This window comes from Polaribacter sp. Z022, assembly GCF_023555495.1.
Lineage (GTDB): Bacteria > Bacteroidota > Bacteroidia > Flavobacteriales > Flavobacteriaceae > Polaribacter.
In genome coordinates, this window is the sequence record NZ_JALCZO010000003.1 from 260030 (window position 1) to 284335 (window position 24306).

The following is a 24306-nucleotide window of genomic DNA, read 5'->3' on the forward strand; positions in this document are numbered from 1 at the left end:
AATTCTAAATTTTTAACTTAACTTAAAATTAGAAACTTGATCTTCTACAGTTTCCCAATCTTCCATTAAAGTATCTAAGCTTGCTTTTTTAGCTTTGTATTTTTCAAAGAAATTTGGTCTTGCAGAAACTTCATCATAATTTTGAGCCAATTCTAAATCAATTTTCTCAATTTCTTTTTCTAAATCTGCAATTTTAGTTTCTATATTAGACAGTTTATTTTTTAACTTTTTTAATTGCTTTTCTTGTTCTCTAGACATTTGATAAGCTTCTTTTTTATCAGAAGTTTTATCAACTTTAACAACTGTTCTTTTTTCTGCTTCTCTAAGGTTTTCTATTTTGTGTTGTTCTAAGAAGTAATCAATATCTCCCAAATATTCTTTAATTACTTTATCTTTAAAACCATACACTGTTGTTGTTAAACCTTGTAAAAAATCTCTATCGTGAGAAACTAATATTAAGGTACCATTAAACTGTTTTAGAGCTTCTTTTAATACGTTTTTTGAGGCAATATCTAAGTGGTTTGTTGGCTCATCCATTATTAACACATTAAATGGCTGCAACAATAATTTACACAATGCTAAACGATTTCTTTCTCCTCCAGAAAGTACTTTTGCTTTTTTGTCTACTGCATCTCCTCCAAACAAAAAGGCTCCTAACATATCTCTAACTCGCATTCTGTTAGTATCTGTTGCAGCATCTTCCATAATTTGAAGCACTGTTTTTTCTGGTGGTAAATGTTCTGATTGGTTTTGGGCAAAATATCCTATTTCTACATTATGCCCCAATTTAAAATCTCCTTCAAAAGGAATTTCTCCTACCATCATTTTTGCCAAAGTAGATTTTCCTTGACCATTTTGCCCCACAAATGCAATTTTACTATTTCTTTCTATTAATAAATCTACGTTTTCTAAAACGTGTTTATCACCATAACTTTTACTTAAATTTTCTGCTTCAACAATAATTTTACCAGGTTCTCTAGAAATTGCAAAACGCACATTCATAGCAGCATTATCATCTTGATCTACTTCAATTCTTTCAACTTTATCTAGTTGTTTCATTAAAGATTGTGCCATTGAAGCTTTACTTGCCTTGGCTTTAAATTTATCAATTAAAAGCTGTTTTTGTCTAATTTCTTTTTCTTGATTTTTCTGAGCCTGTAATTGCTTTTCTTTAATTTCTCCTCTTAATAACAAGAATTGAGAATATGGTTTTTTATAATCGTAAATCTGACCTAAAGAAATTTCTATAGTTCTGTTAGTTACATTATCTAAAAACATTTTATCATGCGAAACTAGTACAATTGCTCCTGCATAAGATTTTAAGAAATTTTCTAACCATATAATAGATTCTATATCTAAGTGATTGGTAGGCTCATCCAATAATAAAATATCGTTATTTTGAAGAAGTAGTTTTGCAAGTTCAATACGCATTCTCCATCCTCCAGAAAAAGTATCAGTTAGCTTGTCAAAATCTTCTCTTTGAAAACCTAAACCTTGCAATATCTTTTCTGTATCTCCTTGGTAATTGTAACCACCAAGCAACTCATAACGTTCTGTATTGTCTGTTAAATCATGAATTAAGTCTGTATAACTTTCACTTTCATAATCTGTTCTGGTTGCTAATTGCTCATTAATTTCATCGAGCTTTAATTCTATTTCTTTAATTTCTTCAAAAGCTTGATACGCTTCTTCTAAAATTGTACGTCCTTCAACAAAATCTATATCTTGTCTTAAAAAACCTATTTGAACATCTTTATCAAATGCCATTGTACCTCCACTACTTTCTATGTCTTTAGAAAGCACTTTTAATAGCGTAGATTTACCTGCCCCATTTTTACCAATAAGACCAACTCTATCACCTTTATTTAATTTAAAAGTAATTCCTGAAAATAAATCAGTTCCCATAAAAGAAACTGTTAAGTTATGTACATTTAACATCTTGTGTAATAATTGTTACTTAAAAAAAAGTTGAAAACTATATATTTGCAAAAGTATACAAATTTATATTTTATTATGTTTAAAAAGGGAAGCAAGTTGTATAGTATTTTTAATACAAAATGTCCTAGGTGTCATGAAGGTGATTTCTATGAACATAATTTTACTTTTAACCCTAGCAAGGTTACAAAATTACACGACACTTGCCCTAAATGTGATTTAAAATATATGATGGAACCTTCTTTCTTTTATGGGGCTATGTATGTAAATTACGGAATTATAGTTGCACTTTTTGTAGCCGTTTTTATTGTTTGTAAATTATTTTTAGACTTAACTATTATTCAAAGTTTTGTTGCAATTATTATTGCATCATTAATTCTTGCTCCTGTAAATTTGAGACTTTCAAGAATTATTTGGATAAATATGTTTGTTGCTTACGATAAAAATAGTTTAAAAAAAGGAACTAAAACCGAGTAATATTTATTTCTTCATCTAAATTTTCTCCTTTTTCTAGATGCTTGTATAAGTTTTTAGCAACTGTTGGAGCAATCATAACTCCACGTGTTCCTAAACCGTTTAAAACCACTAATTGTTTATATTCTGGATGCACACCAACCAATGGTCTTCTATCTTTTACAGTAGGTCTTACTCCTGCAGTTTGATTTACAATTGTATAATCTACATTAATTACCTTTTTTAATTTATCAATCAGCTCTTCTTTACCTTCTTTAGATGGAATAGAGGTTTTGTCTTTCCAATTAAAAGTAGCTCCTACTTTATAAGTATGATTGCCTATTGGCAATACAAATAATGTAGATTTTAGTAAAAAGTCTATTTTTAATTCTGGAGCATGTATGGTTAACAATTCTCCTTTAGCTTCATTTAGTGGTAAATAATTAAAAAACGGGTTTTGTTTTATTCCAAAACCTTCGCAAAAAACAATTTTAGAAGCGTTTATGTCTTGATAATTAACTGTGTTTTCTTTTAATTCTACATCTGCATAATTAAAGTTTTCGAAACGGATTAAGTTTTTTCCTTTTAAATAATCTCTATAGGCTTCTACTAATTTTTGTGTATCAATTCTACCTGTGTGTTTTACGTTTCCAAAGTTGAAATCTGCTAAAACTCCATGATAATTATGAGTATCTAATTTTGGGTCTAAATAATCTACTAATTTTGGTTTGTCTAATGCAGCAAACCAATTATTTTGATCTTCAATAGATTTAAAAGATTTTTTTGTGATGAATTTTTCATCAACTTTTATCTGTAGTTTTTCTTCTAATTTTTTATAAAAAGGAAGTGCTAATTTAAGTTGCTCTATAGCATTCCAAACAGGAGTAAATCTTTTTAATATTACAGGATTGTATACTCCACCAGCCACTAAAGATGAAGTTTGAGAGTCGTCTTCAAAAACTAAAAATGTTTTTTCTGCTGCAATTAATTCTTCTACAAAAGCTAAACCAGCTAACCCTAAACCAACTATAATATAATCTACTTTCATGTTACAAAAGTAAGTGAATTTGAGAGTACTTTATCATTTTTCTAATAGTTTATAAATAAGTATAGCCCTGATTGAAGCTTTGTTTGAGCTCTTTTTGAGGTACGAAAAAAAGCGAGTGCGTAAAGCAGGAAATAGCTTCAAAAAAAAAACGTTCCAAAAAAATTGGAACGTTTTAATATTTTATAAAATGTTAGGAATTAGTAATTCCACATATCCATTTCTCGGTTTCTAATACCTTCTTTAATTTTATTAGCTTCTAATAATTGGAATAAAGAATTACCTCTTACATAATCTGCAATAGCTCTATTACCATAAATATTTTCTTCTCTAACAATGGTACTACTAAATCTTCTTGCGTTTAACAAGTGATCAAAAGATATTGGTTGCGATACATTTTTAGGATTAAATACTTTTGCATCGTGTAAAACGTCTCTTGCTGATGGAAAGAATATCCAAAATAATTCATATAAATTTTCGTCTTCAATATCTTGTACTCCTATTGTTTGTACATCTTTACCCATTGGTGCTAAAGCCAATAATCTGTATTTTAATTCTCCTTGACGTTTATCAAAATACCACATTCCTTTAATCATGTAACCTTCTACATCTTGCGTTTGAAGTCTTACAGTATCTCTATATCCGTTTTCTTCTCTAATACTAGAAAGTCTAGAGTCTATTTCATTTTGCGTAATTTTAGAAGTAAAGAAAGAATCTGAATACGCTTCTTTTATTTTACCTTGTTTTATACCTTTAATTAAAGTATCAAACAAAGATCTTCTATCATTAGAAATGTTAGTAGTATCTATAGGAAAATAATATGGTAAATTTATTTTCTGATTTAAATCTATAAATTCCCAAACTACTTTAGACCATAATACATCTCTATCATCTACGTAACCGTAAGGAATAGGACCATCATTATCTGCTGCTAGTTGCTGTTTGCTTTTCTTTCCTATTTGAGAAGGATCTTTAGCGTTCAATAAACCTGCTTGCGCATTTATTGAAGCACTTAGCATCAAAGCGAAAAATAATATTAAACAATTTTTAAACATAATTACTTCTTTTCTTCTAGTTTGTTAATTCTATATTAACTGGTAATACTTTTTTAAGGTTATATCCATTTGCAGTAGCTTTAATACCATAAATGTTAATAATATCTCCTCTTTTAGCTTTAGATAATTTCTTTTTAGCTGCAGCACTTAATTTGCTACCATTTACTAAAATAGTTAATTGTCCTGGTACTTTAATTTTAAAGCTTTGAACTTTAATACTTAAATCGAATTCGAAATCTGGTAATCCTGCTGCAATTGGAGCATTAGATAAACCTGATTTTGGCATTCTTACAGTACCATATTGACCTCTTACAGATCCCATTGCAGCAGGAATGTCTTTAATTCTAAAAGTTGCTTTAGAATTAACAGTTTTCCCACTACTTAATTTTGCACTAACATTAATAGTTGCAACATTTCCTGCTGCAGGTCTAATACTATATTTACCTCTACTACCTGTTAATTTACCTCCTGTAGCAGAAACTCTTAAGTTGTTATCACTTACACCAGGTAATGAAACTGAAATAGGATTGTCTAAACCTCTATAAACTACGTTCATTTTATCTGCAGATACTACAGCTGTACTTGGTTCTGGAATAACAGAATAAGAACTTTCAAATGGTACATCTACTGCTTCTCCATTTTGTGTAAAAGTAATTTTACCTTTTATATCATGATTACCTACATTACCTGCTGGCATATCTATAATAACTTGCCCAGATTGAATGTTTTTATAATCTTTACCGTTTAAAATTACATTATCAGGAACCATTGTTGCATCATAACGTCCTAAAACAATTTTACCTGTAACTTTTTCACCAGCAAAATATGCGTTCTTTTCTAACGAAACAATTCCTTTATAATTGTCTAATGATAATGCTTCTTCCAATTTACCTCCTAATAAATCTGCAACTATATCTGCTTCTGTATTTTTAATATCAGCTTGCATTTGTGTTAAGTTAGTTAAAGATGCAATTAAAGGAAATCCTTTATATCTATAATCTAACCATTTAATAGTTTTACCATCTCTATTAGTTACTTCATTAGTAGAAAATCTTTTAGTTAAAAGTGAAGCAAAATTGCTATCTGTTCCTAAAACATTTGTTACATCTGTTCTATAACCATTTATTTTATCTAAGAATTCTTGACCTTCAGCAGTGTATTTATCACCTTTAAAAAAATACTCATCTAAGAATTCCATTTTATCCATAGATTCGTAATCTTGCTTATCATCAATATCAGCAGTCATTTTACCTTTTAACTCATCTAAATAAGTATAAAAATTATCAGATAAACTTTTTATTTGAATTGCTTGTTTGTTTAATTCTCCAAATTTTTCAGTTTGCTCATTAGCTTTAGTTGCTAAATTTGCATAAGCTTCATTATTTTTTGCTGTAGTTGAGATGTTGTTTTCTGTCAACTTTTCATTCATAAAACCGAAAGCAGATAAAACTTCTTTACTCATATTTAAAGCTAACATTGCAATAAATACTAAGTACATTAAGTTTATCATTTTCTGTCTTGCCGACATTTTTCCTGCTGCCATTCTAATTAGTTTTTAAGTTAATATTCATATTAGTTTAACTAATTATTATTTAGACATTGCAGAAAGCATACCACCATAAACTCCGTTTAAAGAAGATAAGTTTTTTGCTAAAGACTCCATTTGTTCTTTTAATTTTTCAGTATTTTCTACAACAGCACCATTTAATTCTGATTGCTTACTTGCATTTTCTACTTGTACTTTATATAAATTGTTTAAAGTTTCCATTTGCACTGCAGCCATAGTAACTTGTTCATTATATTTATTTGTAGAAGAAATAGATTCTGATGCAGCAGACAAACCTTCTGCAGCTCCTTGAAAATTTTTCATACTGTTACCAAGACTTTCCATTAAACTAGCATCAATATTTGCTTCTTGCAATAAGTTATCTAATTTTTGAGATAATAAGCCTTGTGCTCCAACTTCTTCTTCTTTCTTTTCAGCTGTAAAACTATCTTCTCCTAATTCTGGATAAACTTTAGACCAATCAAAATCATCTTCTGGTGTATCAAATGCAGAAATAGCAAAAATAAACGCTTCTACTAATAAACCAATAGTTAACATTAAACCTCCTGTTAATGGACCAATTGTAATGTGTTGAATTTTAAATAATGCTCCAATAATTACTACTGCTGCTCCCATTCCGTAGAAGAAGTTCATTGTTTTCTTATAAGTTCTTGATTGTGCCATAATATATTTTTTCTTAATTTTTTATCTTAATTATTTTTTGTTAGTAGTACCTATATAGTTTTGTACAGTTCTAAATCCAATGTAACTTCTTGCAGTATCTGCATATTCATAATCTCTAGAACCAACTTCTAAAAAGTATGCTACATCTTTCCAAGATCCACCTCTAACTATTTTTCTTTTATTCTTTCTATCTTCTACATTTGGATTCATAGTTGAAGCCATTTGATATGAAGATAAGTTATAAGCAGAGTTTGTCCATTCTGCAACATTACCAGCCATATTGTATAAACCATAATCATTTGCATTAAATGATTTTGCTTCCATAGTATATAATGCGCCATCTACTGCATAATTACCTCTAACTGGTTTAAAGTTTGCTAAAAAACATCCTCTATCACTAGTTGTACTTCCTGTACCCCAAGGATAAGTTGCAAATTCTAATCCTCCACGTGCAGCATATTCCCATTCTGCTTCTGTAGGCAATCTAAAATCTGGTACTGATGTTGCGTTTTTCTTTCCTTTAAGGTAATCATTTTTAATTTTTGTTCTCCAGTTACAAAAAGCATTTGCTTGTCCCCAAGTTACACCCACAACTGGATAATCTCCATAAGATTGGTGGTAAAAATAATCTTGGTGCATTGGATCATTATATGAATAATTAAAATCTTTAACCCAAACTGTTGTATCAGGATAAATATTTAACACTTCTGTTTTAACAAAATCTTTTCTGTTTCCACCTTTTCTTGCTGCATTATCTCTATCAAACCAAGAGTATCTATATTTTAAAAACTTTACATTAAAAGTTCTTACACCATCTATTGCTTCTTCTCTTGGCACAAATAAAGAATCCATAACCTCTACATAATCTGCATCAGGATATTCTTCTTGATTCCAAATTAAATCATTTTCTTTATTTAAAGGTTTTATAGAATCTATACCATCTCCTAAACTCCAATAGTTTTCGTACATGTATTTTTGATAAGCTGTTGCTTCTGTAGTATCTGCTACAGCAAAAGCATAATCATGAATTCCACCAGACAATGGAGTTCCATCAGGGTTTGGAGTTGCAACCATAGCTGCAAATTCTTGTTGATATCCTAATCTAGTTCTCACTATAGAATCTTTTACCCAATTTACAAATGCTTTGTACTCATTATTTGTAACTTCAGTTTCATCCATATAATATGGTCTAACTGTTACTGTTTTGGTTGGAGCATTCATAGTACCAATTATATCTTGGTCTTGCTTACCCATTGTAAAAGATCCTCCAGGAATTAAAGTTGTACCAAATGGTTTTTCTGAGAACCATTTTTTCTTAGACTTTACTCCTACTAATTCTCCTCTATCATTAGAGCCACAACTGTAAAAAACTGCTATTAAAAGTGCAAATATTGCTGCTTTCTTCATATTATAAAATATCTTAACTAAAAAGTCCGTAAACCTATTATTTTTTTTGCTAAAAAACAATACTCAAATTGCATTTTAACGTTCTCTTATTCTAATATTATATTTATTACACCAATTTACTCATAGCTTTATACCACTTTTCTGGTATAATTTGCTTTGTAGCGTCAGTGTAATCACTATATGTACATGGTATTAACGCATGTCTTTTATATTTATTATCTGATAATATTTTTATCTCAATCCACCATCTACCAGATTTATTACTTTTATAAAAAGTTAATGGGTCATCATCTTCTAATAAAACTGTAAATTTTTGATAATTTTCTTTTCCAGAAAAAGGATAATCTTTTACTCTAAAATTAACACCTTCAATAAAATACCATATCATTTGCGCTATTAAATGTGCTGTTTGATGATTGTTATCTAACTTAGAATTGTATTCATAAATTCCAAATGAAGTAACTTTATCACTTAAACCTGCATATCTTGATATTGCGCAAATTTCTTCTCCATAAAAACCATTTGGAGAAGCATTATTATTGGCAGGAGCTTCACTTTGTCTTACAGACCCTAAATCTATAGATACAATATCTGCATTTCTAAAAACTGGTTCAATATTTTCTAATTGTTTTGCTTTACCCAATCTATGAGCATCAAAAAACAAGTTATCTAATAATTGAATTTCTTCTTGAGAGTTAAAATAAGTTTGATAACCAACATTACTATAATTAAACAAGTTATTTGGCTCTTGCATAATTATTTTACTTAAATATGATTGTGAAGAAAGTTCATCATCTAAACTTCCTAAATCAAAACGACTATCTACAGCTGCAATATTTACAGTTTGCTCTAAAGAGTCATAAGCTCTATAATTAACATAGGTTATATCTTGACCTCCACCAATAATAATTGGAATGATCTCTTTTTTTAGTAATGCCGAAATAATTTCTGAAACTGCAAAATAAGTATCTGAAACTGAATTCCCTTTTAAAACATTTCCTAAATCTGCTATTTGAGTATCCCAATTTCCAGGAAAAAGTTCGTATAATTTTCTTCGGATAAAGTGCAAGTTCTCTCCACAACCAAAGTTGTTTTCAGAATTTCTATCTTCTTGAACACCTAGTATTGCAATTTTAACATCTTCTAAATCAGGAAAACCTTCTTGCTCTGTATGTATTTTAAAAGTTTTACCCAAGCACAAATTAGACTGCAACACCAAATGTGCTACAACCGATTCTTTTACAGGGGTTAAAAAGTCTTGGTTCATCAATTTTTTTTAATAGGAATGCAATATATGAAATCCCTACTTCTTTTTTGTCCTTTTTTTGGCAGTTGTTTTTCTTTTTGTTGCTTTTTTCTTTGGTGTCTTAGCTTCAATCATCTTAACAGCTTCTGCTTTAGAAAGTTTTTCTATCGCAGTTGTTTTAGGTAATTCTATCTTTATTTTACCTTTTAACACATTAAAACGACCCCATCTTGCTTTTTCAACTCTAATACCAACATCTTCCCAATTATGGATTACTTTATCTATTTCTTTCTGTTTTTTTACTTCTATTAACTCAATAATATCATCATCAGAAAGGTTATCAAAATCATACTTTTTGTTAACATTTATAAACATTGAGTTCCATTTAATAAACGGCCCAAAACGTCCAACTCCCTTTTGTACAGGCAAGTCTTCATAATGATAAATAGGAGCATCTGCCTTTTGTTTTGCAACTATTAATTCTGTTGCTCTAGGCATATCAACTTCCATTGGATTTTCACCTTTTGCTAGAGAAACAAACATAGAACCAAAGCGAATATAAGGTCCAAAACGTCCGTTAGAAACGATTACTTCTTCACCTTCGTAACTACCTAAGGTTTTTGGAAGCAAGAATAATTCTAATGCTTCTTCCATTGTTATAGTTCCTAAATGCTGATCTTTATTAAGACTTGCAAAAACTTTTTCTTCATCTTCTGGAGCCCCAATTTGTGCTATTGGTCCGAATTTTCCTAAACGAACTAAAACAGTTTTCCCTGTTTCTGGATGTTTCCCTAAAATACGCTCACCACTTTCTCTTTCTGCATTTTCTTTTACATCTTCTACAATATCATGAAACTTATTGTAAAAACCTTTAATCATTTCAATCCAATCTTCATCTCCATGAGAAATATCATCAAAAGAAGATTCTACTTTAGCAGTAAATCCGAAATCTAAAATATTAGAGAAATTTGCCACTAAAAAATCATTTACAATATTCCCTATATCTGTAGGTATTAATTTGTTTTTATCTGAACCTGTTTTCTCTGTTAAAGATTGACTTTTTACAGTTCCATCAGACAAAATCATTTGCTCATAATTTCTTTCTACACCTTCATTTTGTCCTTTTTCTATATAACCTCTTCTTTGAACTGTAGAAATTGTAGGTGCATATGTAGATGGTCTACCAATACCCAATTCTTCTAATTGTTTTACCAAAGATGCTTCCGTAAATCTATATGGAGGACTCGTGAATCTTTGTGTTGCATTGATAAATGCATAGTTTAATGCTTCACCAACTTTTAAAATTGGTAACATTCCTGCTTGCTCTTCATCTTCATTATCATTCCCTTCTAAATAAACTTTTAAGAAACCTTCAAACTTTATCATCTCTCCATTGGCTGTAAAGATTTTATCGTTATTATTATTTTCTATTTTAAAGTTTGTTCTTTCTAACTGAGCATCGCTCATTTGAGAAGCCAATGTTCTTTTCCAAATTAAATCATACAATCTATTCTGATCATATTCAGTATCAATTGTATGCATTTTCATGTTTGTAGGTCTAATTGCTTCATGGGCTTCTTGAGCTCCTTTAGCTTTCGATTTAAAAACACGTTGTTTACTATATTCTTTTCCGTAATAATTTGTAATTTCTTCTTCAGCAGCATTTCTAGCATCTACAGACAAGTTAACACTATCTGTTCTCATATAAGTTATTAAACCTGCTTCATACAAACGTTGTGCAACTTGCATTGTTTTAGCAACAGGAAAACCAATTTTCCTAGATGCTTCTTGTTGTAAAGTTGATGTTGTAAAAGGTGCTGCTGGCGATTTTTTAGCTGGTTTTTTTGTTAAATCAGCAATTGAAAAATCTGCATTTGCACACGATTTTAAGAAATCTTCTGCTTCTTTTTTAGAATCGAAATTCTTTGGTATTGTGGCTTTAAATGATTTTCCTTCTATATTAGAAAACTGAGCAACTACTTTATAATGTGTTTCTGCTTTAAAATCTAATATACTTCTTTCTCTCTCTACAATTAAACGAACAGCAACAGATTGTACTCTACCTGCAGACAACCCTCCTTTTACTTTACGCCATAAAACAGGAGACAATTCATACCCTACCAATCTATCTAAAACCCTACGTGCTTGTTGAGCATTTACCATATTATAGTCTATATCTCTAGGATTTTCGACTGCTTTTAAAATGGCTTTTTTAGTAATTTCATGAAAAACAATACGTTTTGTATTTTCTTCTTTTAAATCTAATTGTTCTTTTAAATGCCATGCAATTGCTTCTCCTTCACGATCCTCATCACTCGCTAACCAAACAGTTTCTGCTTTTTTTGCTAATGTTTTTAATTTCTTAACAACAGGTTTTTTATCGTCTGAAATTATATACTTTGGACTAAAATCTCCTTCTACATTTATACCCAATTCTTTGGATGGTAAGTCTGCAATATGACCATAACTAGATTCTACTTGAAACTCCTTTCCAAGAAATTTTTCGATGGTTTTTGCTTTTGCTGGTGACTCTACAATTACTAAATTCTTTGCCATTTATCTTTCTTTTGTCTCTAAAATGCTTTTAAAAACGCACTTTTTAGGAATGCAAAAGTAGTCAGTTTTTTGTGAAAAAAAATTTTTTCATCAATTTTCAATAAAGAATTAACAGAATTATAGGATTATTTTTCTGCCAATATGTCATACTTAATCAAATTTGGTTGTATCTTTGCACACCTTCAAATGATAAATTGAAAGATGGAACACGTAGAAAAAATCATAGACGAAAAGATACAAGGTAAAGCTCTTGTTACCGAAAATAAAAAAGATAATTCTAAAAAACTATTCATTGAAAGCTATGGCTGTCAAATGAATATGAATGATAGTGAAATTGTAGCTTCTATTTTAGATAAAGAAGGTTATAATACTACTCAAGTTTTAGAAGAAGCAGATTTAGTTTTAGTTAACACCTGTTCTATTAGAGAAAAAGCAGAAACAACTGTTAGAAAGAGATTGCAAAAATACAATCGTGTTAAAAGAGAATCTAATAAAAAAATGAAAGTAGGCGTTTTAGGTTGTATGGCTGAACGTTTAAAGGAAAAATTTTTAGAAGAAGAAAAAATAGTTGATTTAGTTGTTGGACCTGATGCTTACAAAGATTTACCTAATCTTTTAGAAGAAGTAAATGAAGGTAGAGATGCAGTTAACGTAATTTTATCTAAAGAAGAAACATATGCAGACATTGCTCCTGTTCGTTTAAACTCTAATGGAGTTTCAGCTTTTGTATCTATTACTAGAGGTTGTGATAATATGTGTACATTCTGTGTGGTTCCTTTTACTCGCGGACGTGAAAGAAGTCGTGACCCAAAAAGTATCTTAGAAGAAATTCAATCTATGGTTAATCAAAACTTTAAAGAAATTACACTTTTAGGTCAAAACGTAGATAGTTTTTTATGGTATGGAGGTGGATTGAAAAAAGATTTCAATAAAGCTTCTGAAATGGCACAAGCAACTGCTGTAGATTTTTCGCAATTATTAGATATGTGTGCTACAGAATTTCCAAAAACTCGTTTTCGTTTTTCTACATCTAACCCTCAAGACATGAGTTTAGATGTTATTCATACCATGGCAAAGCACAAAAATATTTGTAAATACATTCATTTACCAGTACAAAGTGGTAGTAATGCAATGTTAAAAGCCATGAACAGACAACATACACGTGAAGAGTATATGGAATTGGTAGATAATATTTACAAAATAATTCCAGAAATGGCTTTATCTCAAGATATGATTGTAGGTTTTTGTGGAGAAACAGAACAAGACCATAAAGATACCTTAGAGTTAATGGAATATGTAAAATACGATTTTGGTTTTATGTTTGCCTATTCTGAAAGACCAGGAACTTTAGCTGGTAAAAAAATGGACGATGATGTGCCTGCTGATGTTAAAAAGAGACGTTTAACAGAGGTTATAGATTTACAACAAAAGCATGCTCTTTATAGAACGCAACAACATTTAGGAAAAACTGAAGAAGTTTTAATAGAAGGTACTTCTAAGAAAAACCCAAATGAATGGAAAGGTAGAAATACCCAAAATACTGTAATTGTATTTCCAAAAGAACACTATAAATTAGGAGATTTTGTAAACGTAAAAATAGATGATTGTACCTCTGCAACCTTAAAAGGAACTGCAGTTGGTTACTCTGACAATAATTAAAGATGAGTAAATTTAATTTCCATAATAAAACTTTCTACTTATTAGAAAACTCAGTTAATGGAAAAGTAAATTCTGAAACCGTTTTTAATTATAAACAAAAAGGAAACATTGTTACTGCAGAATATTTTGGAGGAACAATTACTTATGGTAAAATAATAGCAACACTAAAAAATGATACTTTACAAATGATGTATCAATGTGTTACAACAAAAAACGAATTAAAAGCAGGAAAAGCATCAGCAAAAATAACGCTAACTAAGACCAATAAAATTCATTTAAAACTGAATTGGCAATGGTTAAATGAAAACAAAGAAAAAGGAGTATCTGAATATTTAGAGAAATAAAACTATGGAAAACATTCAAGCATTAAAACAACGTTTTGGAATTATCGGTAACGATATTCATTTAAACAGAGCTTTAGAAAAAGCAGTTAGAGTTGCTCCTACAGATATTTCTGTACTTGTTACTGGAGAAAGTGGTGTTGGTAAAGAAAACATACCTAGAATTATACACTCTCTATCTCATAGAAAACACGCTAAATATATTGCTGTAAACTGTGGTGCAATTCCAGAAGGAACTATTGACAGTGAATTGTTTGGTCATGAAAAAGGTTCATTTACAGGCGCTACACAAGACAGAAAAGGATATTTTGAAGTTGCAGATGGTGGTACAATATTTTTAGATGAAGTTGGTGAATTGCCATTAACTACTCAAGTACGTTTATTACGTGTTTTAGAAAATGGAGAGTTTATAAAAGTAGGATCTTCAAAAACTCAAAAAACAAATGTTAGAATTGTTGCTGCAACTAACGTTAATATGCAAGCAGCTATTGAAAAAGAAAAGTTTAGAGAAGATTTATATTACAGACTTAGTACTGTAGAAATTAATTTACCTCCTTTAAGAGAACGTAATCAAGATATTCATTTATTATTTAGAAAATTTGCTGCAGATTTTGCTCAAAAATACAGAATGCCTTCTATTAGGTTAGATGATAATGCTGTAAATATTTTAGCAAACTATCGTTTTCCAGGAAACATTAGACAATTAAAAAATTTAGCGGAACAAATATCTGTTATAGAAGAAGAAAGAACAGTTTCTGCCACTAAATTACAACAATACCTACCTAATAACAATGGTAATTTACCTGCAGTAATTGGTGGTAAAAAAGACAATGATTTTTCTACTGAAAGAGACATTATGTATAAAATTTTATTTGATATGCGTAATGACATTAACGATCTAAAGAAATTAACTTTAGATTTAATGAAAAACGGAAACGTAAAAGAAGTTCAGGAAGAACACCATCAACTAATAGAAAAAATTTACGGAACAAAAGAAACTCCTCAAGAAAACAATATTGAAGTTTTAAATATTCCTCAAAATGCTTCTGAAGAAAAAGATTATGATTTTATTGAGACAATAGAAGAAGACGAATCTTTATCTTTACAAGACAAAGAAATAGAAATGATTAAAAAATCTTTAGAAAAAAACAGCAACAAACGTAAACTTGCTGCTAAAGAACTAGGAATTTCTGAAAGAACTTTATACCGAAAAATTAAACAATACGATTTATAAACCCAATGAAAAGGATTCTATTAATAGCTACTTTTTTAACTAGTACAATATTTTTTATAGCTTGTGGAGCATACTCGTTTACAGGAGGTAGCACAGGAAATGCAAAAACTTTGCAGGTAGATTTTTTCCCAAATCAAGCTGCTTTAGTAGAACCTACATTAAGCCAACGTTTTACAAATGACTTGTTAGATTTATTTACACGTCAAACAAATTTAACTACTGTAAAATCTAATGGCGATTTATATTTTAGTGGAGAAATTACAGGATATAGAGTAACACCCATGAGTGCTACATCAAACCAAACTGCTGCACAAAACAGGTTAACAATTACTGTAAATGTTAGATATGTTAACAAAACAGATGAGAAAAAAGACTTTGAAAAACAATTTTCTTTTTATTCTGATTTTGGTGCAAATTCTCAATTAACAGGCAGTGTTTTAGAAGCAGCTTTAGATGAAATTATGGACAGGTTAACTCAAGATATTTTTAACGCCTCTGTAGGAGAATGGTAACATCTAAATTTACAGACATATTAACACAAAAACAAAATATTCAGCAACTAGAAACTGCTGAATTAAAATCTATTATAGAAGAGTTTCCTTATTTTCAATCTGCTAGAGCACTTTATTTAAAAGGCTTAAAAAATCAAGATAGTTTTAAATATAATAACGAATTAAAAGTTACTGCATCATATACAACAGACAGAACTGTTTTATTCAATTTTATAACATCTAACGATTTTAAAAAACAAGAAGAAGATATTCATCAAAAAATTTCAGATAAAATATCTGAAGAAAATTTAAATGAAAATTCTGATTCTAAAGACAAAAAACTTTCTACAAAACCAATTGAAGAAGTTAACAACACTATAGAAACAAAAGAAACCAAAACTGTAAAAGAAGAATTAGAAATTGGAAAACCCATCTCTTTCTCATCTACAGAAAGTCATTCTTTTGGAGAATGGTTAAAACTATCTACAAGAAAACCTATCAACAGAAAAGTTGAAAAACAAATAGAAAAACCAATCAAAAAAGAAGTTTTGATTGATAAATTCATAGAAAACAACCCCAAAATAAAACCTTTAGCAAAGGATAAAAAGATGGTTGTTCCTGTTACTAAAAACAAACAAGATTCTTCTTTAATGACAGAAACTTTAGCCAAAGTGTATTTAGAACAGAATAAGTATGAAAACGCTATACAAGCTTATCGAATTTTAAGTTTGAAATATCCAGAAAAAAGTGGTTTCTTTGCAGACCAAATTAAAAGAATACAAATTTTACAAAAAAATAAATCATGAGTTATACAGCATTTTTAATTCTAATTTTGATTGTAGCAGTAGCTTTAATCTTAATTGTTATGGTACAAAACCCTAAAGGTGGAGGATTATCTTCTTCTTTTGGTGGTGGTGGAGCACAATCTTTAGGTGGTGTACAAAACACAAACAACTTTTTAGACAGAACAACTTGGACTTTAGCAATAGCAATGTTTGCATTAATTTTATTAGCAAATTTTGCAATTCCAAGAAGTGGAGATAACAACTTTCAGTTAAACAAAACTTTAGAAGGTGTAGAAACAACTACTCCAGTTGAAAATACAACTCCAGCAACTAATGATAGCTTAAAATAAGCCTTTAGTTATAAAACTTAAAAAAATGCCAACGAAAATGACACGTTGGCATTTTTTTATGCGTAAACTATAGCTAAATAATCATACAAAGAAAAAATGTCAGTTTTAATGTAATGGCATAATTTCTGACTAATAACAGAAAGTAAACAATAAATTAATTATCAAAAATATATAAAAATGGGATTAAACATTAAACCTTTAGCAGACAGAGTTCTTGTAGAACCTGCTCCAGCAGAAACTAAAACAGCATCTGGATTAATCATACCAGATAATGCAAAAGAAAAACCTCAAAAAGGAACTGTTGTTGCTATTGGAAATGGTAAGGTTGATGAACCTTTAACTGTAAAAGTTGGTGACACTGTTTTATATGGTAAATACGGAGGAACTGATTTAAAATTAGATGGTGTAGACTATTTAATGATGCGTGAATCTGATATTTTAGCAATTATCTAAATAATGCTATTTGCTTTTGGCTATTTGCCTTTAGTAAAAAACAAAAAAGTGAAAACAAATTATTTTAGCTAAAAGCCTAGAGCTAGAAGCTAGAAGCTAAATAAAAAACAAAATGGCAAAAGACATAAAATTTGATATAGAAGCTAGAGATGGCTTAAAACGTGGAGTTGATGCGTTAGCAAACGCTGTAAAAGTAACATTAGGACCTAAAGGAAGAAATGTAATTATTTCTAAATCTTTTGGAGCACCAACTGTAACTAAAGATGGTGTTTCTGTAGCAAAAGAAGTTGAGTTAGAAAATGAGCTTGAAAACATGGGAGCTCAAATGGTAAAAGAAGTTGCTTCTAAAACAAATGATTTAGCTGGAGATGGAACTACAACTGCAACTGTATTAGCACAAGCAATTGTAAAAGAAGGATTAAAAAATGTTGCTGCTGGTGCAAATCCAATGGATTTAAAACGTGGAATAGACAAAGCTGTTACTGCAATTGTTACTGATTTAGAAAAACAAACTCAAAAAGTTGGTAATTCTTCAGATAAAATTCAACAAGTAGCTTCTATTTCTGCAAATAACGATTCTGTAATTGGAGATTTAATTGCAACTGCATTTAGTAAAGTTGGTAAAGAAGGCGTAATTACTGTAGAAGAAGCTAAAGGAACTGATACGTATGTTGATGTTGTAGAAGGTATGCAATTTGATAGAGGATATTTATCTCCTTATTTTGTTACTGATGCAGATAAAATGATTGCAGATTTAGAAAATCCTTATGTTTTATTATTCGATAAGAAGATTTCTAATTTACAAGAAATTCTTCCAATTTTAGAACCAGTTTCACAATCTGGAAGACCTTTATTAATTATTGCTGAAGATGTAGATGGACAAGCATTAGCTACTTTAGTTGTAAACAAATTAAGAGGTGGTTTAAAAATTGCTGCTGTAAAAGCTCCTGGTTTTGGAGACAGAAGAAAAGCAATGTTAGAAGACATCGCAATCTTAACAGGTGGAACTGTAATTTCTGAAGAAAGAGGATTTTCTTTAGAAAACGCAACTTTAGATTTATTAGGAACTGCAGAAAGCATTACTATAGATAAAGACAACACAACAATTGTAAATGGATCTGGAGATGCAGATACCATTAAAGCAAGAGTTGGTCAAATTAAATCTCAAATAGAAACTACAACTTCTGATTACGATAAAGAAAAACTACAAGAACGTTTAGCTAAATTAGCTGGTGGTGTTGCTGTTTTATATGTTGGTGCTGCTTCTGAAGTAGAAATGAAAGAAAAGAAAGACAGAGTAGATGATGCTTTACATGCAACTAGAGCTGCAGTTGAAGAAGGAATTGTTGCTGGAGGTGGTGTTGCTTTAGTAAGAGCTAAAAAAGTTTTAGAAAAATTAGCTACAGACAATTTAGACGAAACAACTGGTGTGCAAATTGTAAACAAAGCAATTGAAGCTCCTTTAAGAACTATTGTAGAAAATGCTGGAGGTGAAGGTTCTGTTGTAATTAACAAAGTTTTAGAAGGTAAAAAAGATTTTGGTTATGATGCAAAATCTGACCAATATGTAAACATGTTAGATGCAGGAATTATTGATCCTAAAAAAGTAACAAGAGTTGCTTTAGAAAACGCTGCTTCTGTTGCTGGAATGATTTTAACTACTGAGTGTGCTTTAATAGATATTAAAGAAGATGCTCCTGCTGCAGGTATGCCTCCAATGGGTGGTGGAATGCCAGGAATGATGTAATGGCGAATCGCTTCAGATAAAGTATTTTTCTCACATACTTGTCATTTCGACTTTATGGAGAAATCTCAATAAAAAAATCCGATAGAATTTCTATCGGATTTTTTATTTTAGAATATAATTATTTATGAAATTATAGTTCTTCTTCTTTTATTTTTTAAACATCCTTCATGATCTAAAACAGTTTATCCTTCTATAGTTGGGTTTGTTTCAATTCTTTCGGTAAAATTACAACATGCTGCTTTTGACAATTCTTCAGAATCTACAGTAAACATAATTGCAGTTGTTAAAAAAGATTTAAATGATAATTTCTTTTTTGTTTTTAATCAATACACTAAAACCTTCAATTTATACACTCAAACATATTAATTATAAAGTTCTTAATTATAATTGTTAAGTAACAAATTATTTTTAAGAAAAAAATTAATTATGAAAACTAATACTATATTAAAATTACTACTTTTTATTAGCTCGTTTACGGTTTCACAAAACACTTTTTTTTACGGTCTCTCAAGAGGTGGAGGTGACATAGATAGAGGAACTATTTTTAGAACAGATTCAAATGGAGAAAATTTCACACATTTACATCAGTTTTTAAATGATGATGGAGGAAATCAGCCATACGGAAGTTTACTGTTAGCTAATAACGGAAAACTATATGGTATGACAGCAGCTTATGGAAAGACTCAAGATGGGGTTATTTTTGAATTTGATATTGCAACAAATAATTATGTAGTAATTCATGATTTTTACGATTCGGTAAGTAGTAACTCAACAGGTTCTACTCCTTATGGTAGTTTAATTCAAGCTAATAATGGTAATCTCTATGGAGTTACAAATAAAGGAGGTTTAAATGGCAGAGGGGTGATATTTGAATACAATATAACTACTAACAATTTTACAAAGCTCCATGATTTTGATTATAGTACAGGAAGTAAACCTTATGGCAGTCTGTTGGAAACATCTAATGGAAATTTGTATGGACTAACTTTTGATGGTGGAGAAAATGGTTATGGAGTAATTTTTGAATTTAACCCTACAACAAATACTTATAATAAAAAACTAGATTTAGATGCTACAAGTGGACGTAGAGCTCGTGGTAGTCTAATAGAAGCATCAAACGGAAAATTATATGGAATGACAAATATAGGTGCTACTAATAGTGATGGTGCTATTATTGAATATGATATTAGTCTTAATACGCTTACAGTAAAATTCAATTTTGATTCTACCTCTGGCAAGCATCCTTATGGAGATTTAGTAGAGGCAAATAATGGAAAGTTGTATGGATTAACACTAGAAGGTGGTGTAAATGATTTAGGTACGCTTTTTGAATTTGACCTAACTACAAATACATATACAAAGAAAATTGATTTTGATGGCACAGTAAATGGTAGCTCACCAAGAGGAACTTTATTATTAGCAAGTAATGGAAACCTTTATGGAATGACTTATTATGGAGGAAGTAATAACACAGGTGTTTTATTTGAATATAATTATAAAACAAACACTTTTACTAAAAAAATAGATTTTTATGAACGATTTGTTTCACCAGCTTTCGCTGCTAATCCCCAATACACAAAACTTATAGAGGTTAATACAAGTGCATTAAGTATAGATAAACAGAATGTATTAAATGTTATGATTTTTCCAAATCCCGTAAAAAATAAAATAACAATTAATAGTAATTATCAAATAGAAAAATTACAAATCTATACGTTAAACGGACAGTTGTTGAAAGAAGAAAAACAAACTAATCAAATAAATATTGAAACTTTATCTAAAGGATTGTACGTGTTAAAAGTTACTACTAATATGGGTTTTAAATCTCAAAAAATAATTGTAGAATAGTATGAGAACAGTCTTAACGATCATCAGTTTTTGTTTTATAAACATATGCTTTACGCAAAAAATTCAGTTTAATTTTAACGGAAAATCATATCAATGCTCTAGTTTTGAAAAATTAGCACAAACCGAGAATAATTCAGAATTTTTAATTTCTGCTTTTCAATACAATACAGAAGCAACATTTAAAGAAGGTTTACGAATGGTATTATCTTTACATAATGTTAAACAAAATATTCCATTAAAAGAAAAGGATACTTTGTTTATGCATAAAAGTAATTTTGAGTTTTACACAGCACAACGAAATCAATATAAAAAAGCATCTGAATCCAAAAAATTTAAAAGTGCTAAACAATCATCTAATCAAATAAGAAACGATGTAAAATCTTTAGAAATTAAAATTAAGACGTTAACACAAAGAGTTGTTAAAGGTGATCAATCTGCAATGATTGAATTGCAAAAACTTATTGATCAAAAAACAAAAATTGCCGAAAGAAAAATAGGAAATTCAGATGCTAAGATATTACCAAAGTTTAATGAAAATCAACCATTTTACGAACTCACATTTTTTATTCCTTATGGAAATAAACTGGAATATGAAGTTAAAATATTTAGTGGTAGTTTAACCATTTTAGCAATTTCAAGAAAAAACATTCAATTATATTTTAGCGGAAATGCAAAAATGTTTTATGATGATTGGGATGATAAAGCAAAACAGGACTATATTTCGAAAAATGATGCTACTACATTTTCTAAGTTATTAAAAGAAGAAGGTAAAATTAGTGGTGTTATACAATTGATTTATTAAATTAGCATATACACCAATTTAAAATGTTACAATGTATAATTATTGATGATGAATTGCATGCCATTAAAAGTTTAGAATGGGAACTAAATCAGCAAGGTCAAAAAATAGAAATAGTAAATACATTTACCAAAGCAACTGAAGCTATTGAATTTTTAAAATACAATTCAGTTGATTTGGTTTTCTTAGATATTTCTATGCCAAACATAAATGGTTTTGATTTTTTACAACATTTTAAACTACGAAATTTTGAAGTTGTTTTTGTTACAGCTTTTGATGAATATGCTATAAATGCAATAAAAGAACAGGTTCTTGATTACTTACTAAAACCAATAAATGATAATGATTTACAAAATGTTTTGCTTAAAGTTAGTTATAAAATTCAATCAAAAAAACAGCAACAAACATTTACTCGCATTCAAAAAATTCCATTGCCAATGGCAAAAAGCATAGTGTATGTTTATCCAAAAGACATAATACATTGTAAAAGTGAAGGAAACTATTGTCATATTTATTTGCGTGATGGCAGAAAACTTTTCATCTCAAAAAAGATAAAATACATAGAAGAATTACTACCTACAAGTTTATTTATGCGTGTTCATAATAGTTATATTGTTAACTTAACAGATGTGTTAGAGTTTTTTAAAGCAGATGATTACGTACATTTAAGCAACAACAAAAAAGTACCAGTTTCTAAAGCAAAACGAATTGAGTTTTTAAGTAAAATTTAATTATATTGGAATTTCAGTTATATCAGTTTTTTTGGCACTTGGTATTTGCTTCATCCTTATTATTAGGAGGTTATGGTATAATTTTTTATTTTAAGACTAAACTAAATTCTTTTTTATGGTATGCCTTAATTTGCTGGTTAATTTTTTTAAGCAACTTAATTAGAGACCCTTATAAAATTGTTCCATCTGTATTGATAAACCCTTATTATAGATGGAATACACAAATAGCTTATAACTTATTTTATTTTTTGTTTTTTATTTCATTTTTAAACACAAAAAAACACCTCCCTAAATTCACAAAAATAATTCAAAAATTTGTTGTAATTCTATTGATTTTTACTTTTTTATCAAATATTATTTCTATACTTAATAATGATTCTCATTATCTATATTATTTTTATTATCTTTTTGCTTTTACAACTGTAGTATTTGCCATTATTGGTTTTTTTGTTATATGGAAAATTCCTGATAAATTAAAATTTTATCTCATTTTAGGTTCTTCTGTTTATATTGTTGGATCAATATCGTCTTTATATTTTAGCTACTATTTATACAAAACTAAACGATTAATTTCTGAGTACTGGATATTAAATACACCAATCATCTTTTTCTATATAGGTGTTTTATTTGAGCAAATAACTTTTGGATTTGGATTAGCTCATAAAGTAAGTTTAATTCAAAAAGATGTATTAAGAATAACTAAAGAAAAAATACAACTAAAATCTAAAATGAATTTAGATTTAGAAGAACAATTACAAGCTAAAACACTAGAATTAGCGCAAACCTATGAGGCTATCAAGAAGAATGAAATGATACAGCTAAAGTCAGATTTTGAAGCAGAAATTACAGAAACCAAATTAGCTGGTTTACGTGCTCAAATGAATCCTCATTTTATTTTTAATGCACTTAATTCTATAAAGTATTTTATGATTGAAAACAATACTGTTAAAGCAGTACATTTTCTTAATAGATTTGCTCAGTTGATCAGAATGATTTTAAAAAGTTCTAGAGTTGAATCTTGGTTAATACATGAAGAAATACAAATTTTAAAATTATATACCGAAATTGAAAACAATAGATTTAACAATGAAATTGAATTTTATATTGATGAAATAACAGAAGAAATTAAGCCAACTCAACTTCCTCCTATCATCTTACAACCTTTTGTAGAAAATGCAATTTGGCATGGTCTAGCTGCAAGTAGTAATGTAAAAAAATTAAGCATCAAATTTCATTTAAAAGAAAGGAAATTGATTTATTTATCTATAACTGACAATGGTGTTGGAAGAAAAAACAATTTTTTAAATTCAAAAAGCAATTTCTTAAATTCTGATTCTATAGGATTAAATTTAACCCAAAATAGAATAAAACTTTTTAACAAAAAGTTCAACACAAATTATAGCTATGAAATTATTGATTTAAACCAAGGAGTAGAAATACAATTTTGGTTTGTAAAAAAATCTTAAATACTGTAATTAATATCTAAATATTTTTATATTAAAAAAGTTTTATTCTATTTTTTTTCGTTCTTCTTTTGCTTTTTTAAATCTCCTTGATGATCTAAAACAATTTCATCATCTCTATATTTACAACAAGGATGCACAGAATCATAGGCTTCTTTTGTAGCTTCTACTTTTTTACCATCTTTATCAAAAACATCATGACCAACTTTTAAAATGTTTTGTTGAACTGTTAAAACCTCTGTTTTACGTTCATCCATAATTAAATTTAATTGATGTGTTTTAACACTCCATAAAGCAAATTTTACTCCTTTTGTTTTTAAAGCTGCAGTTTCTATTCTTTTTTTACACATGCCACAAATACCATCTACTTCGAATGCTATTTTAGCGTTTTTTTTCTTTTTTACTTCTTGTGATTGTGTTGAAAAACCAATCAAAAATAAACTGAATATGAATATTATTTTTTTCATTTTATATCTAT

Annotated in this window: 22 protein-coding genes; 13 read left to right on the forward strand and 9 right to left on the reverse strand. The window is 29.1% G+C overall.

From position 1 onward, the window contains the following. Positions 1-12 precede the first annotated feature (12 nt). A complete protein-coding gene (locus MPF13_RS08030) occupies positions 13-1938 on the reverse strand; it encodes an ABC-F family ATP-binding cassette domain-containing protein (RefSeq protein ID WP_249981882.1) in 1926 nt (641 codons plus the stop codon). 45 nt (positions 1939-1983) lie between these two features. On the opposite strand from MPF13_RS08030, the gene MPF13_RS08035 reads away from it, so the two are divergent. Next, positions 1984-2412: a DUF983 domain-containing protein gene (locus MPF13_RS08035; protein ID WP_249981883.1), complete on the forward strand. Its 429-nt coding sequence runs from the start codon at positions 1984-1986 to the stop codon at positions 2410-2412. Here the strand turns inward: MPF13_RS08035 and MPF13_RS08040 are convergent. From MPF13_RS08040 to topA, 7 genes are all read right to left on the reverse strand, one after another. Beyond that, positions 2399-3436, reverse strand: a complete 1038-nt coding sequence (locus tag MPF13_RS08040) for an NAD(P)/FAD-dependent oxidoreductase (protein WP_249981884.1) — start codon at positions 3434-3436, stop codon at positions 2399-2401. The genes MPF13_RS08035 and MPF13_RS08040 overlap by 14 nt on opposite strands. Before the next feature lie 197 nt (positions 3437-3633). Beyond that, on the reverse strand, positions 3634-4488 hold the full coding sequence (gene porN, locus MPF13_RS08045) for a type IX secretion system ring subunit PorN/GldN (protein ID WP_249981885.1): 855 nt from the start codon (positions 4486-4488) through the stop codon (positions 3634-3636). A gap of 16 nt (positions 4489-4504) precedes the next feature. Then, the gene (gene porM / locus MPF13_RS08050) at positions 4505-6031 is read right to left on the reverse strand and encodes a type IX secretion system motor protein PorM/GldM (protein WP_249981886.1); all 1527 of its coding nucleotides are present in this window, start codon (positions 6029-6031) and stop codon (positions 4505-4507) included. Between the two features lie 45 nt (positions 6032-6076). Continuing rightward, positions 6077-6718: a type IX secretion system motor protein PorL/GldL gene (gene porL, locus MPF13_RS08055; protein ID WP_249981888.1), complete on the reverse strand. Its 642-nt coding sequence runs from the start codon at positions 6716-6718 to the stop codon at positions 6077-6079. A 30-nt stretch (positions 6719-6748) separates the two neighbouring features. Then, positions 6749-8125, reverse strand: a complete 1377-nt coding sequence (porK, locus tag MPF13_RS08060) for a T9SS ring complex lipoprotein PorK/GldK (protein ID WP_249981890.1) — start codon at positions 8123-8125, stop codon at positions 6749-6751. A gap of 106 nt (positions 8126-8231) precedes the next feature. Continuing rightward, positions 8232-9392, reverse strand: a complete 1161-nt coding sequence (locus MPF13_RS08065) for a formimidoylglutamase (RefSeq protein ID WP_249981892.1) — start codon at positions 9390-9392, stop codon at positions 8232-8234. 36 nt (positions 9393-9428) lie between these two features. Continuing rightward, a complete protein-coding gene (topA, locus tag MPF13_RS08070; protein ID WP_249981893.1) occupies positions 9429-11927 on the reverse strand; it encodes a type I DNA topoisomerase in 2499 nt (832 codons plus the stop codon). A gap of 201 nt (positions 11928-12128) precedes the next feature. Between topA and miaB the strand changes: the two genes are divergently transcribed. The 12 genes from miaB (at position 12129) to MPF13_RS08130 (ending at position 23831) form a co-directional block, all read left to right on the forward strand. Beyond that, on the forward strand, positions 12129-13586 hold the full coding sequence (gene miaB / locus MPF13_RS08075; RefSeq protein WP_249981894.1) for a tRNA (N6-isopentenyl adenosine(37)-C2)-methylthiotransferase MiaB: 1458 nt from the start codon (positions 12129-12131) through the stop codon (positions 13584-13586). Positions 13587-13588: 2 nt separating this feature from the next. Continuing rightward, positions 13589-13930, forward strand: a complete 342-nt coding sequence (locus MPF13_RS08080) for an avidin-fold protein (protein ID WP_249981896.1) — start codon at positions 13589-13591, stop codon at positions 13928-13930. Positions 13931-13934: 4 nt separating this feature from the next. After that, on the forward strand, positions 13935-15161 hold the full coding sequence (locus MPF13_RS08085; RefSeq protein WP_249981898.1) for a sigma 54-interacting transcriptional regulator: 1227 nt from the start codon (positions 13935-13937) through the stop codon (positions 15159-15161). 5 nt (positions 15162-15166) lie between these two features. Then, the gene (locus tag MPF13_RS08090; RefSeq protein WP_249981899.1) at positions 15167-15673 is read left to right on the forward strand and encodes an LptE family protein; all 507 of its coding nucleotides are present in this window, start codon (positions 15167-15169) and stop codon (positions 15671-15673) included. Then, positions 15667-16458, forward strand: a complete 792-nt coding sequence (locus MPF13_RS08095; protein ID WP_249981900.1) for a DUF8458 domain-containing protein — start codon at positions 15667-15669, stop codon at positions 16456-16458. Before MPF13_RS08090 ends, MPF13_RS08095 begins: the two co-directional genes overlap by 7 nt. Next, positions 16455-16787, forward strand: a complete 333-nt coding sequence (gene secG / locus MPF13_RS08100; protein WP_249981902.1) for a preprotein translocase subunit SecG — start codon at positions 16455-16457, stop codon at positions 16785-16787. Before MPF13_RS08095 ends, secG begins: the two co-directional genes overlap by 4 nt. Positions 16788-16964: 177 nt before the next feature. After that, a complete protein-coding gene (locus tag MPF13_RS08105) occupies positions 16965-17240 on the forward strand; it encodes a co-chaperone GroES (protein ID WP_249981904.1) in 276 nt (91 codons plus the stop codon). A gap of 112 nt (positions 17241-17352) precedes the next feature. Further along, entirely contained in the window at positions 17353-18987 is a 1635-nt protein-coding gene (groL, locus tag MPF13_RS08110) for a chaperonin GroEL (RefSeq protein ID WP_249981906.1), read from the forward strand. A gap of 426 nt (positions 18988-19413) precedes the next feature. Beyond that, on the forward strand, positions 19414-20835 hold the full coding sequence (locus MPF13_RS08115; RefSeq protein WP_249981908.1) for a choice-of-anchor tandem repeat GloVer-containing protein: 1422 nt from the start codon (positions 19414-19416) through the stop codon (positions 20833-20835). Position 20836: 1 nt separating this feature from the next. Beyond that, the gene (locus tag MPF13_RS08120; protein WP_249981909.1) at positions 20837-21637 is read left to right on the forward strand and encodes a hypothetical protein; all 801 of its coding nucleotides are present in this window, start codon (positions 20837-20839) and stop codon (positions 21635-21637) included. 23 nt (positions 21638-21660) lie between these two features. Next, positions 21661-22365 carry a LytR/AlgR family response regulator transcription factor gene (locus tag MPF13_RS08125; RefSeq protein ID WP_249981910.1) on the forward strand — a complete coding sequence of 235 codons (705 nt, stop codon included), beginning with the start codon at positions 21661-21663 and terminating at the stop codon, positions 22363-22365. 5 nt (positions 22366-22370) lie between these two features. Then, complete coding sequence (locus MPF13_RS08130) at positions 22371-23831, forward strand: histidine kinase (protein WP_249981912.1); 1461 nt, start codon at positions 22371-22373, stop codon at positions 23829-23831. Positions 23832-23878: 47 nt separating this feature from the next. On the opposite strand, the gene MPF13_RS08135 is transcribed toward MPF13_RS08130, so the two are convergent. Beyond that, entirely contained in the window at positions 23879-24295 is a 417-nt protein-coding gene (locus tag MPF13_RS08135) for a heavy-metal-associated domain-containing protein (protein WP_249981914.1), read from the reverse strand. Positions 24296-24306 lie beyond the last annotated feature (11 nt).

Coding starts and splice junctions, on each gene's coding strand:
- MPF13_RS08030 (WP_249981882.1), bottom strand. CDS start 1,938: ATGTTAAATGTACATAACTTAACAGTTTCTTTTATGGGAACTGATTTA.
- MPF13_RS08040 (WP_249981884.1), bottom strand. CDS start 3,436: ATGAAAGTAGATTATATTATAGTTGGTTTAGGGTTAGCTGGTTTAGCT.
- porN (WP_249981885.1), bottom strand. CDS start 4,488: ATGTTTAAAAATTGTTTAATATTATTTTTCGCTTTGATGCTAAGTGCT.
- porM (WP_249981886.1), bottom strand. CDS start 6,031: ATGGCAGCAGGAAAAATGTCGGCAAGACAGAAAATGATAAACTTAATG.
- porL (WP_249981888.1), bottom strand. CDS start 6,718: ATGGCACAATCAAGAACTTATAAGAAAACAATGAACTTCTTCTACGGA.
- porK (WP_249981890.1), bottom strand. CDS start 8,125: ATGAAGAAAGCAGCAATATTTGCACTTTTAATAGCAGTTTTTTACAGT.
- MPF13_RS08065 (WP_249981892.1), bottom strand. CDS start 9,392: ATGAACCAAGACTTTTTAACCCCTGTAAAAGAATCGGTTGTAGCACAT.
- topA (WP_249981893.1), bottom strand. CDS start 11,927: ATGGCAAAGAATTTAGTAATTGTAGAGTCACCAGCAAAAGCAAAAACC.
- miaB (WP_249981894.1), top strand. CDS start 12,129: ATGGAACACGTAGAAAAAATCATAGACGAAAAGATACAAGGTAAAGCT.
- MPF13_RS08080 (WP_249981896.1), top strand. CDS start 13,589: ATGAGTAAATTTAATTTCCATAATAAAACTTTCTACTTATTAGAAAAC.
- MPF13_RS08085 (WP_249981898.1), top strand. CDS start 13,935: ATGGAAAACATTCAAGCATTAAAACAACGTTTTGGAATTATCGGTAAC.
- MPF13_RS08090 (WP_249981899.1), top strand. CDS start 15,167: ATGAAAAGGATTCTATTAATAGCTACTTTTTTAACTAGTACAATATTT.
- MPF13_RS08095 (WP_249981900.1), top strand. CDS start 15,667: ATGGTAACATCTAAATTTACAGACATATTAACACAAAAACAAAATATT.
- secG (WP_249981902.1), top strand. CDS start 16,455: ATGAGTTATACAGCATTTTTAATTCTAATTTTGATTGTAGCAGTAGCT.
- MPF13_RS08105 (WP_249981904.1), top strand. CDS start 16,965: ATGGGATTAAACATTAAACCTTTAGCAGACAGAGTTCTTGTAGAACCT.
- groL (WP_249981906.1), top strand. CDS start 17,353: ATGGCAAAAGACATAAAATTTGATATAGAAGCTAGAGATGGCTTAAAA.
- MPF13_RS08115 (WP_249981908.1), top strand. CDS start 19,414: ATGAAAACTAATACTATATTAAAATTACTACTTTTTATTAGCTCGTTT.
- MPF13_RS08120 (WP_249981909.1), top strand. CDS start 20,837: ATGAGAACAGTCTTAACGATCATCAGTTTTTGTTTTATAAACATATGC.
- MPF13_RS08125 (WP_249981910.1), top strand. CDS start 21,661: ATGTTACAATGTATAATTATTGATGATGAATTGCATGCCATTAAAAGT.
- MPF13_RS08135 (WP_249981914.1), bottom strand. CDS start 24,295: ATGAAAAAAATAATATTCATATTCAGTTTATTTTTGATTGGTTTTTCA.